General features: G+C 33.1%; 9 protein-coding genes. 5 read left to right on the top strand and 4 right to left on the bottom strand.

Annotated features, from left to right (window positions below; translation table 11 throughout):
- Positions 1-209 precede the first annotated feature (209 nt).
- The 3 genes from D1815_RS19290 to D1815_RS19300 all read left to right on the top strand — a co-directional run bounded on the left by D1815_RS19290 (position 210) and on the right by D1815_RS19300 (position 4,755).
- Positions 210-2,906, top strand: coding sequence for a DUF5916 domain-containing protein (locus D1815_RS19290; RefSeq protein WP_027393418.1), 2,697 nt, complete (start codon positions 210-212; stop codon positions 2,904-2,906).
- Positions 2,907-2,984: 78 nt separating this feature from the next.
- Positions 2,985-4,181: a serine hydrolase gene (locus D1815_RS19295; protein ID WP_118388946.1), complete on the top strand. Its 1,197-nt coding sequence runs from the start codon at positions 2,985-2,987 to the stop codon at positions 4,179-4,181.
- Between the two features lie 94 nt (positions 4,182-4,275).
- A complete protein-coding gene (locus D1815_RS19300) occupies positions 4,276-4,755 on the top strand; it encodes a lipocalin family protein (protein ID WP_118388947.1) in 480 nt (159 codons plus the stop codon).
- An 82-nt stretch (positions 4,756-4,837) separates the two neighbouring features.
- Here the strand turns inward: D1815_RS19300 and D1815_RS19305 are convergent, their stop codons facing one another.
- Both D1815_RS19305 and polA read right to left on the bottom strand, forming a co-directional pair.
- Positions 4,838-5,662, bottom strand: a complete 825-nt coding sequence (locus tag D1815_RS19305; RefSeq protein WP_027393421.1) for a TerC family protein — start codon at positions 5,660-5,662, stop codon at positions 4,838-4,840.
- 64 nt (positions 5,663-5,726) lie between these two features.
- Entirely contained in the window at positions 5,727-8,549 is a 2,823-nt protein-coding gene (gene polA, locus D1815_RS19310; RefSeq protein ID WP_118388948.1) for a DNA polymerase I, read from the bottom strand.
- Positions 8,550-8,951: 402 nt separating this feature from the next.
- Here polA and D1815_RS19315 point away from each other — a divergent pair, with 402 nt between their 5' ends.
- A complete protein-coding gene (locus D1815_RS19315; protein ID WP_035085545.1) occupies positions 8,952-10,190 on the top strand; it encodes a metallophosphoesterase in 1,239 nt (412 codons plus the stop codon).
- 82 nt (positions 10,191-10,272) lie between these two features.
- Positions 10,273-10,569 carry a co-chaperone YbbN gene (locus D1815_RS19320; RefSeq protein WP_027393424.1) on the top strand — a complete coding sequence of 99 codons (297 nt, stop codon included), beginning with the start codon at positions 10,273-10,275 and terminating at the stop codon, positions 10,567-10,569.
- Positions 10,570-10,596: 27 nt separating this feature from the next.
- Here the strand turns inward: D1815_RS19320 and D1815_RS19325 are convergent, their stop codons facing one another.
- Together D1815_RS19325 and D1815_RS19330 are read right to left on the bottom strand one after the other, a co-directional pair.
- The gene (locus tag D1815_RS19325) at positions 10,597-11,244 is read right to left on the bottom strand and encodes a polysaccharide deacetylase family protein (RefSeq protein ID WP_342667687.1); all 648 of its coding nucleotides are present in this window, start codon (positions 11,242-11,244) and stop codon (positions 10,597-10,599) included.
- A gap of 33 nt (positions 11,245-11,277) precedes the next feature.
- Positions 11,278-14,580: a DUF2723 domain-containing protein gene (locus D1815_RS19330; RefSeq protein WP_118388949.1), complete on the bottom strand. Its 3,303-nt coding sequence runs from the start codon at positions 14,578-14,580 to the stop codon at positions 11,278-11,280.
- Positions 14,581-14,659: the final 79 nt, after the last annotated feature.

Genomic DNA, 14,659 nt, shown 5'->3' on the forward strand with positions numbered 1-14,659 from the left:
ATATATTTATATAGCAAACAGGTAATTGATATTATTTTGTGTCTATGATGCGTTGGTTTTCAGATAGATCAATTTCTGATGATTTTTTATGGGTTTTAAACTTAAAATATCTTTTTGGTGTTAATTTTTTACTAAATATAGATAGTAACTGTGACAAAGATTCATAATTTATGTCCTGTATTAAACATCAATCAACAAAACTAATCAACATGAAGTACGCGATCCATGTGCTAGGATTCCTTCTTTTTACACTGTTTTCGAATGCTCAAGATTCTACAGTGGTGAAAAAAAGAGTTTATACTACGAAACCTCTAAATGGTTCAGAAGCACCAACAATTAATGGATTAATTGAAGAATCTAGTTGGGATCTGGTAGAATGGTCTGGAGATTTTATTGAAAATGAGCCAGATGAGAATACACCTCCAAGTCAACAAACAAAATTTAAAATTTTGTATGATCAAAAATACCTATATATCGCTTATAGATGTTATGATACAGAACCCGACAAAATAGAAAAGAGATTATCTAGAAGGGATGGTTTTGCTGGAGATTGGGTAGAAATTAATTTAGATAGTTATCATGATAAACGAACAGGCTTCTCTTTTACAATTACTGCCGCAGGTGTAAAAGGAGATGAGTTTATATCTGATAATGGTAATAATTGGGATGGTAGTTGGAATCCTATCTGGTATACAGCAACTAATATAGATGATCAAGGATGGACAGCAGAGGTTAAGATTCCTTTAAGTCAATTAAAATTTGGTAAGAGTAAAGAACAAATATGGGGTTTACAGGTAAACAGAAGGTTTTTTAGAAAAGAAGAGCGATCTGTATGGCAGCGAGTACCTCAGGATGCGCCTGGATGGGTTAGTGAGTTTGGCGAGTTACACGGATTAATTGATATAGAGCCGCAAAAACAGTTAGAGATTCAACCGTTTGTTGTTACTCAATATGACACTTTCCCCGAAGAAGATGGTAACCCCTTTAGAGATGGAGATGATTTTAAATTGAATGGAGGATTAGATGCTAAAATTGGGATTACTAATGATCTTACAATGGATTTAACGGTGAATCCTGATTTTGGACAAGTAGAAGCAGATCCTGCGGCTATAGCATTGGATGGTTTTCAGATATTTTTTCGAGAGCAAAGACCGTTTTTTGTGGAGAATAAAAATATTTTTGATTATCGTTTTGCGAATGGTCAAGATAATGTCTTTTATTCCAGAAGAATTGGAAGAAGTCCACAAGGTTCTATAGGATCTAGTCCTATTAATACAGAGTTTGTTGATAGGCCAACTAATACAACAATATTAGGTGCTGCTAAGTTTAGTGGAAAAACAAAGAATGGTTGGTCAATCGGAGTCTTAGAAAGTGTAACACAGCGAGAAATAGCGAAAGTAGAAGACGCCGATGGTAACAGGCGCGAAACTATTGTAGAGCCTTTGACAAATTATTTTGTTGGTAGAGTTCAGAAAGATTTTAATGATCGTAATACGTATATTGGAGGTATTTTTACGGCTACGAATAGAAATCTCGGTGATATTTTGAATATTGATTATGAAGATCCTAATACCGATGAGACTTCAGAATTAGTTGGGTTAAGAGAAAATAATCTAAATTTTTTAAGAAAATCAGCATATACCGCAGGATTAGATTTTAGACATAATTGGAAAGATAGAAAGTATTTTGTCGAAGGAAATTTAGTAACAAGTCATGTAGAAGGGTCTAAAGAAGCCATAGAAGCGACCCAAAATGAATTAACACATCTTTTTCAAAGAGTAGATGCAGATCATGTAAAAGTAGATCCTAATAGAACTTCACTTACGGGTACTGGCGGTAAGCTTATCGGTGGTAAATCAGGTGGTGGAAATTGGAGGTATACCGGAGGGGTTTTTTGGAGGTCGCCAGAATTAGAGTTAAATGACGTTGGGTTTTTAAGGCAAGCTGATGATATCAGACAATTTGCTAATGTTAGATATTTGTTTTTAAAACCTACTAAATTTTATAGAAGAGCAAATCTGAATTTTGAGCAAACTTCGGCATTTGATTTTGAAGGAAATTTTAATAGAATTCAATATGAGTTTAATGGTTTTATTAACTATAAAAATAACTGGTGGACAGAAGTAGGAGCAGCTCATAAGCCCAGAATTTATACAAACACAGTATTAAGAGGGGGTCCTCGCTGGAGATTTTCTGAAGAGAATTTTGCCTTTCTGTTTTTTGGTTCGGACAGTAGGAAAAAGTTTAATTTTACTATGGGGTATGTTAATTCTGGTGCTAGACAAAATAATTTTACCTTTCATAGATATGTGTTAAGGATGAGATACCAACCATTTAATGCATTAAGTATTTCCTTAAATCCAGAATTCGAGAGGAATCCTAATAAAACTCAGTATGTAACAGAAGTAGATTTTGCAGGTACCCCAAGATATATAACCGCTAGAATCGATCAGCAGACATTAAGCGCAAGTGTTCGTCTAAATTATAATATCAACCCTAATCTTACTATTCAATATTATGGACAACCATTTATTTCCAGAGGTACCTATACAGATTTTAATTATGTGAATAATCCTATTGCTTCGGATTTAAATGAGAGAGTTACATTGTATAATGATAATCAAATTTCTTTTGCGGATGATTTATACTCTGTGGATGAAAACTTAGATGGCGTAATAGATTATACTATTGATAATCCTGATTTTGCTTTTGTACAGTTTCGATCGAATTTGGTTTTACGTTGGGAGTATATACCAGGATCAGAGATTTTTCTTGTATGGTCACAAGGAGTTAATGGCTTGGGTGATCCAGGAGATCATCTTTTTAGGAGTTTAGACAATCAGATTTTTGGTCAGCAACCAGAAAACACATTTTTGATTAAGGCTACTTATAGGTTCGTATTATAAAATTTTTAAAAAGGTTTTAAGAAAGTTTTTCATCAAGATTTTTTACGTGTATTTTGCAATACTTAAGAAGATTATAATATGAAAAAAATTTTAGGGCTTTTTGTTTCTATATGTATTATCGGATGTACTACTTCTAAAACTGAACAGAAAAAGGTTGTTGTTACTGATCCAGAGCCTGTGTTAACTAAAAAAGATTCATTGTCACTTTTTTTGGATCATTACGAGAAGTTTTTTGCAACTAATTTTAATATTTCAGAATGTCCTGGAGCTGCTATAGTGATTGTTAAAGACTCTACAGTTGTGTACAAAAAAGGTTTTGGTGTAAAAGAGATCCATACAACTGATTCTGTAGATGTGAATACGGTATTTAGAATAGCAAGTCTATCAAAAGGAGTTACATCAGTGCTAGCTGGAAATTTGGCTGATAATAATGAGATTAAGTGGAAGCAAAATGTTAAAAAATCAGTAGGTATATTTAACTTAAGAGATAAAGCACAAGCAGAAAGACTTACTGTTAATCATTTGTTGTCTCATACGTCAGGATTATATAAGTATACTAATTCTAAATTGATTCATAAAGGGATGTCATTGCAGAACATTATTGCAAACTTTAAAAGGAATGGTGTTGTAGCTAAAGAAGGCACTGAATATGAATATCAGAATGCTGTTTTTTCTGTAGTAGAGAAGGTGATGGAGAATAATACGGGAAAGTCATTTGAAGCATTGTTAAGAGAACGATTGTTTGTGCCTGCAGGAATGAAAAATGCATCCAGTAGTTATTCAGATATTAAGAAAAACTCTAATGTTGCGTTACCACATAAATGGAATCATTATTCTAAGAAATATTATTTAACAAATCTTCATGAAAACTATTATAATGTTGCTGCCGCTGGAGGGGTTAATGCTTCTATTTCTGATATGGCAGAATATTTAAAAGTGCTACTTGGAAATCGTCCTGATATTATTTCTAAAGAAAGCTTAATAGAAATATTTAATCCGATGATCTGCACAAGTGATAAAGATACGTACGTGAATTTGTGGGATGGTGTTTCTGACTCTTATTATGCAAAAGGATGGAGGGTTTTAGATTACAGAGATAGAAAGGTTGTCTATCATGGAGGAAATGTAAATCAGTATAAAACGCAATTAATGATAGACCCAGAAAATAAGATAGGCGTTTGCGTATTGTTTAATGGGCCAAACACTTTTAATGGCCCAGTAATACCGACATTTTTGAATTACTATGATTTTTTTACTGCAACAATGGGAGGGTAGTGGAGAGTGAATGGTTTTTCAAGTAAATAAGGTGTATTTTGCAAATACTAAGAAGGAACAATAAATCGTTATTAATATTTAAAACTCAAAAATAATGAAAACTAATTTTTTTCTTTTTGCTATTTCTATTGCATTGTTTTTTACCTCTTGTAGTTCCGATGACGACAATGGAGGGGATATGGTCTCATTAGTTGGAACTTGGGAGCTTACTTCTGCTTCTGGAGCGTTGCCAGTTGATTTAGATATGGACGGAAATGCTTCTACTAATTTATTAGAAGAATTGCCTTGTTTTGAAGATACAATTGTGGTAAGTGATGATAGCACATATAATCAAAATGTCACACAGATTGATGTTAATGTAACTCCAGATTTACCTCCGGTAGTTACTGCTGACTGCACAGGTCTTATACTTGAGGTAACAGGTGAATGGGCTCTAGCAAGTGGTCAATTAACATTTACTCCAACTGGAATGGATCCAAGAACAGTGATGATTACACTTACAGAGACAACACTTTCTTTTACAGATGAAGTTGAAGACTTAGGAGCTGTTGATTTAGTTTTTACGCGTCAATAAGTTATTTGTTATTGTGGTTAAAATAAAAAGCGCTTCCTTAAACAGGGAAGCGCTTTTTATTTCTTTTTACTAAAAAAAGGAGTTACTTGTCTTTTTTTGCTAGTGATTCTTGGTGTTGCTTTTCTGCTAATAGTTTTTTCTGATAACGACCTTGCACAATATCTACAATTACAAGTACAACAATTACAAAATAGAATGTTGTTTTACTCATTTGTGTAACTTCATTATTAAAAATATGGAGATGTGCTAAATGACCTCCTTCTGATAATAGCATAATACCTACTATGAATAATATAAAAAGCCCTAATACTTCATACATTCTATTTTTCTGAAGAAAGTTAGATACTTTATCAGCTAAAACGATCATTAAAACACCGCCTAGTACAATTGCTATAGACATCAAAACAAGTTGCGGTACATATTCCATATCGCTGGTTAACGCCATTGCACTTAAAATAGAGTCAAAAGAAAAAACCAAGTTCATAATTACGATCCATAAGATGACTTTGTTTATAGAACCTTTTTTATCATCTTTTTCTATTTCTTCGTGCTCATTAAGTAACATCATGTGCCAAATTTCTTTGATTGCTGTATATATAATAAATACACCTCCTGCAAGAACAATTAAGCTATGGACATTAAATTCGAACTCAAGAATGTTATTGTCATGAAGACTAAAGAAAGGTTCTTGGAAAAATTGTATTACAGACATAAGTACAAAAAGCAAAACTATACGAAGTACAATTGCTAATCCAACTCCCATTTTTCTTACGAAACTTTGTTTTTCTGGAGGTGCTTTTTTTGATTCTAAAGAAATGTAAAGGAGATTATCAAATCCTAAAACCGCTTGCAGTAGTACAAGCATTAATAGGGTAATGAGACTTTCAACGGTAAAAAGTTGTTCCATAAAATAAGTGTTGATTGGTTATGTTATTAAATATGAATATAATAATACTAAGTGCAGTTACAGGTTAGTGGGCTTCTAGCCAATTTTCTCCTAACCCCATATCTACATCTAAAGGAACTGCAAGTGTATATGCATTTTCCATTTCTGATTTTATAAGAGATTGTATTTTTTCTAATTCAGGTTTGTATACATCAAAAACCAATTCATCATGTACTTGCAGTAGCATTTTTGTCTTATAATTATCCTCTTTTAATTTTTGATGAATATTGATCATTGCAATTTTGATAATATCCGCAGCACTACCTTGTATTGGTGCATTTACTGCATTTCGTTCTGCTGCTCCTCTAACAACGGCGTTAGCGGAGTTAATATCTTTAAGATAACGACGTCTTCCTAATACTGTTTGGACATAACCATTTTCTCTAGCGAAATCTACTTGTTCGCTCATGTAATTACGTAGTTTAGGATAGGTTTTGTAGTAGGTGTCTATAAGTTCTTTGGCTTCACTTCGAGAAAGATCGGTTTGATTGCTCAGTCCAAATGCAGAGACGCCATATATAATTCCAAAATTTACAGTCTTAGCATTACTACGTTGTTCTCTAGTAACTTCCTCAATAGGTACATTGAAAACTTTTGCTGCGGTAGATGCATGAATATCTTCTCCGCTTTTAAAAGCATTGATCATCGTTTCTTCTTCACTTAATGCAGCAATGATTCTTAATTCTATCTGAGAATAATCGGCTGCTAATAGAATGTGTTCAGCATCTCTTGGAATAAATGCTTTTCTAACCTGCCTTCCTCTTTCTGTTCTAATCGGGATATTTTGTAAATTAGGATTATTAGAACTAAGTCGCCCAGTTGCGGCTACAGTTTGCATATAATCTGTGTGTACACGACCTGTAGATTCATTAATTTGGTTAGGTAATGCATCTACATAGGTGCTTTTTAGTTTAGATAATCCACGATAATCTAGTATGTTTTGAATGATTTTGTGATCCTTAGCTAGGTACGATAAAACATCTTCTGCGGTAGAATATTGACCAGTTTTTGTTTTCTTTGGTTTGTCGACCAATTTCATTTTTTCAAAAAGAATGATTCCTAATTGCTTAGGCGAAGCAATGTTAAACTCTTCTCCAGCTTCTTTATATATGTCAGTTTCTAACGTTTTAATGTCATTGTTCAGTTCTTCTGATAATGACTGCAAAAATTCATTGTCTAGATTAATTCCTTCTATCTCCATCGCTGCTAGAACTCTTAGTAAAGGAACTTCTATGTCTTCAAAAAGAGATAATATATTAGCTTCATTAAGTTCTGGAGTAAAGTGTTCTTTAAGTTGAAATGTAATATCGGCATCTTCCACTGCATACTCCGTTTGCTTTTCTTGTGGAACTTGTCTGAAAGATAATTGGTTTTTCCCTTTTTTTCCTATCAGCTCAGTTATTGAAACTGGTGTGTAATTAAGATAGGTTTCTGAAAGGACATCCATATTATGTCTCATATCTGGGTTGATTAGATAATGAGCTAGCATAGTGTCAAACAATTTTCCTTTTACATCTAGATTATATTTGGCTAATACTTTGATGTCGTATTTTAAATTTTGACCAATTTTGGTAATATTTTCATCTTCGAAAAAAGGTCTTAGTTGTTCGATTAATTCTTGAGCTTCATTTTGATTCTCAGGAAAAGGAATGTAGAACCCTTTTCCTGCTTCCCAAGAAAATGAGATTCCTACCAATTCTGCAGTAAGAGGATCGAGTCCAGTTGTCTCTGTGTCAAAACAAACATTTTTCTGCTTAAGTAGATTTTGAATAAATAATTTCATTGCCATTCCAGGAGCTACACTCTGGTAAAAATGTTCTGTATTTGCAATTGTTTTTCTACTAGAAAATGAATCTGTAGCAGTATTGGTATCTTGATTGCCACCAAACAATGAAAATTGACCCGCACCAGCTTGTTCCGATTGCTTATTTGAAGAAATAGTTTTTGTTGGGGTAGGGGATTCAGATGGAAAGAAGATTTTAGTGAATTGATCAGTCAATCTTCTAAACTCGAGCTCTTCAAAAATTTCCTGTACTTTTTTTGCGTCCGGTTCAGAAATTTCATAATCCTTTGCGTCGAAAGTAACATCACAATCGAGGATAATCGTTGCTAATTTTTTAGAAAGAAGCCCTAACTCTTGATTAGCTTCTACTTTTTCTTTCATCTTGCCTTTTAGCTGATCTATATTCTCAAAAAGACCTTCCATAGATCCATAAGCAGCAATGAATTTCTTGGCAGTTTTATCACCAACTCCTGGTAAGCCGGGAATATTATCCACAGCATCTCCCATCATTCCAAGGTAATCAATCACCTGCTCTGGATGTTCTACTTCAAATCTTTTTTGTACTTCGGGTATTCCCCAGATTTCAATACCATTGCCCATGCGAGCTGGGCGATACATAAAAATGTTTTCGGACACCAATTGGGCATAATCTTTATCAGGTGTAACCATATATGTTTGGTATCCTTCTTTTTCGGCTTGTTTAGCAATGGTTCCGATTAAATCATCAGCTTCTACTCCAGCTCTTTCAATAATAGGGATATGCATTGCTTTTAAGATTTCCTGTATAATAGGAACAGCTATTTTTATAGCTTCAGGAGTTTCGTCTCTGTTAGCTTTATATTCTGGAAATATCTCTAAACGATCCTTGCTTCCTTGTTTATCAAATGCAACTGCTAAGTGATCTGGTTTTTCTCTTTTGATAACATCAAAAAGTGAATTTACAAACCCCATAATTGCTGAGGTATCTTGCCCTTTAGAGTTGATTCTTGGATTTTTAATTAAAGCGTAATATCCGCGAAAAATAAGTGCGAATGCATCCAGAAGAAAAAGACGTTTTTGTGACATAGTGTATGTTCAGTTTTTAGAAATGCAATATAAAAAGAAGATTGCTGAAAATCGTTTCAAAATTATACTAAATAAGAAATGCCGTCAATGAATGACGGCATTTCGCCCCAAAATAAAATTGATAACAATGTTATCAATTGCTATAAATACGATAGTAATATTTTATGAATAAAGTAGATTTTTTTTGTACATCCCTATAGTTAAATAGTTGAACGAAGGTACGAATAAAAATTATACATATGAAAGAAAATTCTAAGATTTATGGTGTTTGATATATGTGTATCTTAGTAACGATAGTATTTTATAATGATTCAATGATAAACAGTTAATTTTTACTTAAATATACTTATGATTGACAAAAGGTGAGATAGTTTTGTTTAGTAAATAAAACTTAGAATTAATATGCGTTGGATTATTCCTTTAGTGCTTTATGTTTTAATAGAATTATATGCTTATCAAGTAATTCGCACTTTATCAAAAAATCAATGGATCCAAATAGTATATTTGATTATCTCATTACTCATAATAGGGTATGTTATATATGTTTTTGCTAACTACGATAGAAGTGTAGGTCCTACAAAATATTCATTAAGAGCAAGTGGTTTGTTGTTAGTCACCTTAGTTCCTAAGTTGATTTTAGTATTGTTTATGTTTGGGGAGGATATTATAAGGCTTTGCGTAGCAGGGTATACTTATCTTACAAATACATTTTTTGACGGAAATGCGACTCAATATTTACCAAGCCGGAGAAAATTTATAAGTCAAATAGCTTTAGGGGTGGCTGCAATACCTTTTGCAGGATTAGTGCATGGTATATTTAGAGGTAAGTATAATTTTAAAGTTATTAATCATGTTCTATATTTTGATGATTTACCAAATGCATTTGATGGTTTTCGGTTAACTCAGATATCGGATATTCATTCTGGTAGTTTTGATGAGGTTGAAAAGATTGAATATGCTGTAGATCTAATAAATCAGCAGCAAACTGACTTATTAGTTTTTACTGGGGATATTGTAAATACTATGGCTAGTGAAATGGATGATTGGATTGATATTTTTAAGGGTTTAAAAACACCTTCTTTTGGGAAATATTCTATTTTGGGAAATCATGATTATGGTGAATATGTAACTTGGGATTCAGAAGAAGAAAAAGAAGCTAATTTTGAAGCTATTAAAGAAGTGCATTCTAAAATTGATTTTCAATTGTTGTTAAATGACAATTCGTTTATAGAAAAAGATGATGACCGAATAGCTATAGTCGGTGTGGAGAATTGGGGGCATAATTTTAAAAAGGCAGGAGATTTGGCAAAAGCATCGAATGGTGTTTCCAAAGAAGATTTTAAAATTTTATTAAGTCATGATCCATCTCACTGGGAGTATGAGGTAAAAAAGCATGATAATCATTATCATTTAACGCTTAGTGGGCATACTCATGGATTCCAGTTTGGAATAGAAATCCCTGGGTTTTTAAAGTGGAGTCCTGTACAGTATGTTTATAAACAATGGGCTGGTATGTATAATGATATGGGGCGTTATCTTAATGTAAATAGAGGGTTTGGTTTTCATGCCTTTCCCGGAAGAGTAGGGATTTGGCCGGAAATTACTGTTATAGAATTGAGAAAAGGCCCTAAACCCGCATAATTCGAAGAAAGTGTTATATTTACAATTATATATCAGCTTTGTTCGTTAGTATAGCATAGTTAGATAATAAAATTTTTAGAACATGTCAAAGTTTGGAGAGTTAATAGGTATTGAGGTTCCGGTTTTGCTGGATTTTTATACTGAATGGAATGAACCTTCTGTATCCATGCATCCTGTGTTAAAGGATGTGGCTGCTGCTCTTGGCGATAAAGCTAAAGTGATAAAGATAGATGTGGATAAAAATGAGGAGTTGGCTACAGCGCTTCGTATTAAAGGTCTTCCTACATTAATGATTTATAAAGAAGGAGAAATGGTTTGGAGACAAAGCGGAGAGCAAGATGCGAACACGCTTATAGGTCTTATGAAAGAGTATGTTTAAAAAAGAACTTTCTTAGATTGATTAAGATTAAATCTTTTCAAATATAAATCCTTTTTCAGAAAAATGCTTAAGTACTTTAGGCAATGCTACCCTAAGGTTTTTAAATGCTTTAATACTATCATGAAAAACAACAATACTACCTTTTTTTGCGTTTGCAACGACATTAATAGAGCATTGTTCTGGTGAGGTATTTTTGTCCCAATCTTTGGATAACACATCCCATAATATAATTTCATAGTTTAGTTTCCTTAACTCTGATAATTTACGCTTATTTAATTGTCCATAAGGAGGTCTAAACAGTTTGTGGTTAATTTTAGTGTGTTCTAAAATTTCATTTTCACATTTTAAAACATTTTCAATGTATGTAGAAAAGCTATTTTTCCTCGCTTTCAAGTGATTCATAGTGTGGTTACCAATACTATGTTCATCTGAAATTATTCTTTTAAAAATCATTGGGTTTTTCCTAATATTTTCACCAATACAAAAAAAAGTGCCTTTTGCGTTATACAGTTTTAGTTGATCTAATACGAAATCGGTTACTTCGGGAATAGGGCCATCATCAAAGGTTAGATAAATCTTCTTTTCTTCGCAAGTGTAGAAATCCCAAGTATAGTTGGGAAATAGTAACTTAATACTGTTAGGCGTTTTATTAGGTATTAAATCCAAATTGATCAAAAAAAAGAGCCTTAGTTAAAAGGCTCAGTTGTGTTATGATTTTGGTAGTTCTTCTAAAGTATCTAATGGTTTTTGACTATCTAGAAGTTCTTTTTGCAAATCTTGCTCTTGATCTTCCAAAACATCTTGATTGTCATACTCTTCATCTTCAGAATAAAGTCTTGTAAATAATCTTAGGTATCTATTAAATTCTTCAGCCTTTTCTTCAATCATTTCTTTGTCTTGATTGATTATTAGAAGATCTACAACACTTCTATATCTTTCTACATTACTTACTATCTCACTAGCATATTCATATTGATGTTCTAAAGTAAGGCTCCCGAAGTATGTCAATTGTTCTTGATATTTTTTTGCGATTTTATTCCATAAATCACGCGCTTTTTCTTTTTCTCCTACTTCGTAGTATCCACTTACATATGGTTCTAATAGCGTGTAATACTCATAGAATTCTATTGGCATTTTTTCCATCCCAAGGTCTAGAATTGTTTTAGCCTTATCTTTTTTGCCTTCATTAATCAATGCTTCTACTAATCTAGCTAGATTACTACGATAAGTAATAGCGTTTTTTCGAGTTTCAGGATCATGGTAAATGTTGGGGTTTTCGCTATTTCCCCAATCCCAGCTAGTAACATTGTTATACATAAGGTCTGTATCAATACGTCCCATGTCATAAGGGTTTCGTTTGTCTATTGGAGTTCTAATAGGAACTAGTTTATAGGTAACACCATCTAATTGTAAATAATCTTTCATCCATAAATAATCATCATCACCAAAACTTCCACCAGTAAAATATACAGGTCTTTCCCAGTTATTGTTAGCAATCATGTCTAACATTAGCAATCGATTTTTAAATAGTAGATCACCTTTTAAATGTATATCTATATAAGGAACTATAAGATGAGCATCTTTTTGTGATACGATTCCATTTCTAAGAACGGCTTCTTTATCAACAGGAATTCTTATATGTTTCGTTGGAAAAGTGTTTACTTGTTTTCCATTTTGTAAGTCACCTTTGGTTCTAGGATCATCAGTCTCAATCCATCGCATCCAGTTTTTGATAAGCATAGTATCATTAGTGACTGGTTTGTAATAAATAGCATCATTGTTTCCAAACCTATAGAACTCGTGTGTTAACTGAGATGGGATTGGTTTACCATCATATGCAGCTTTTTTCATCTGATCGATGTACCAATCTGTTGCAAATAAGCTAGTATTTACTGTTCTTACATCAGTTCTGTATTCTTCTATATCTTGAGCATACCATAATGCAAATGTATCATTATCACCTATTGTAAAAAGTATAGCGTCTTTTTGGCATGATTGAAGGTACATTTTTGCCATAGCTTGTGCTGTATATCGATTCGAACGGTCGTGGTCATCCCAATTCTGAGCAGCCAGTAAAACGGGTACGGCGAGTAAACATATTGTAGTTACTAGAGGAGCTAGTAATTTTGGTTTTAATGAGTTTTTAAGAATGTCGAATAATGCATATACTCCAAAACCTATCCATATAGCGAATACATAAAATGAACCAACTAAGGCATAATCCCTTTCTCTTGGTTCAAAAGGTCTTTCGTTAAGATATATTTTTAGGGCCAATCCTGTAAATAAGAAAAAAGCTAATAGCACCCAGAAATTTTTCTTATCCTTTTGTACTTGGAACACAAAACCAATGAGACCAAGCAATAATGGTAAAAAGTAATAGGTGTTACGAGCTTTGTTTTTTAATACATCCCCAGGTAAATTGTCTTGAGATCCTAAGTGTATTTCATCAATAAATTTAATTCCACTAAGCCAATTACCTTCTAGATTGCTATATTTTCCCTGATTATCATCTTGTCTACCCACAAAATTCCACATAAAATATCTCCAATACATATATCCTATTTGATATTCAAGGAGATATAAAACGTTAGATGCAAAAGATGGTTTTTCTACATTTAAATAATCACCAAAGGAGCGTAAGAATTTATTGTAGTCGTCATTGTCTAATTTACCTACCGCATATTCTCTTCTAAATTGCGTAACAGCTTCAAGTAATTCGGATTCATCTTGGTACTCTGGTTTTATAGTGAACCTAATCGGTCCGGTGAAGTCCATGTAATTGGAAATATGCTCGGTACTCCACATTCTTGGTAAAAATGCCTTATGATCATCATCTATGTTTTGTCTAGCATTTTTCCAGTCGTTTACAATATCATACTTCCCAGTTTTTAGATTTTTCTCATATTTAGGTTTGTCATCTTCATAAGGTTCGTCTTCATCGAGTCCGGCATATATTTCAGTAAATTGTGGTCCATAAAATAGATGAGTTTCTGGATATTGTTCTAGGTTATAATAAGCGAGTAATTCACGAGCATTGTTTGGATTATTTTCATTTATGACTGTTCCAGCATTAGCTCTTATAGGAAGCATGATCCAACAAGAGAAACCAATGAATATAAATAACACGCATAGTACAGCAGAGTTGATTAAAGGGAATTCCTTTTTGCGCGTGTATTTAAGAATGAAATAAAATGCCGCTGCTATAATGAGGCCTAAAAATATAGTCCCTGAGTTAAATGGCATTCCAAAACTATTCACAAAAGTAACCTCAAACCATCCAAACAATTTTAAAGTGGAAGGTAGTAGTAACTTAAATATAAATAAAAGTATTGCTACCACTACGATGTTAGCAACAATAAAATTCTTTATAGTAACCTTATAGTTTTTGAAATAATATAACAATCCTATTGCTGGTATGGAAAGTAATCCCATAAAGTGAACTCCAAATGAAAGTCCAGCAATAAAAGCAATTAAAATTAACCATCGGTTGCCTCTCGGGTTATGCATGTCTCTTTCCCAGAGTAATCCTAAATAAAACAATACAGATAAAATACAGGTAGCCATTGCGTATACTTCTGCTTCTACTGCATTAAACCAAAAACTATCGGTAAAAGCGAATGCCAAAGACCCAACTAAGCCGCTCCCTAAGGTTGCCAAAGCTTTACCATCCGTAAAACTTTCATCCGTTATAATTAATTTTTTGACAAGGATAGTGATTGACCAAAACATAAAGAGAATGGCAAAAGCACTAGCGAAAGCTGAGGTCATATTAACAACAAGCGCTATCTGCGTGGGGTCTGAAGCAAATATGGAAGCAAAAGCGCCTATCATTTGAAATAGAGGTGCTCCCGGTGGATGTCCAACTTGTAATTTAGAAGATGTAGCTATGTACTCACCTGCATCCCAAAAACTAGCTGTTGGTTCTACGGTTAAGGAGTATACACAAAGGGCGATTCCAAAAACTACCCATCCTAATATTTTATTCCACTTTTTAAAGTTGAATGTGCTCATAAGATATAACTGTTATAACGTGTGGCGAATTTAGTAATAAAAATACTTCTCTATTAGTTTTTTTAGCAAACGCTTAACA

Source organism: Aquimarina sp. AD1, from assembly GCF_003443695.1.
In the GTDB taxonomy this organism is placed as follows: Bacteria; Bacteroidota; Bacteroidia; order Flavobacteriales; family Flavobacteriaceae; genus Aquimarina; species Aquimarina latercula.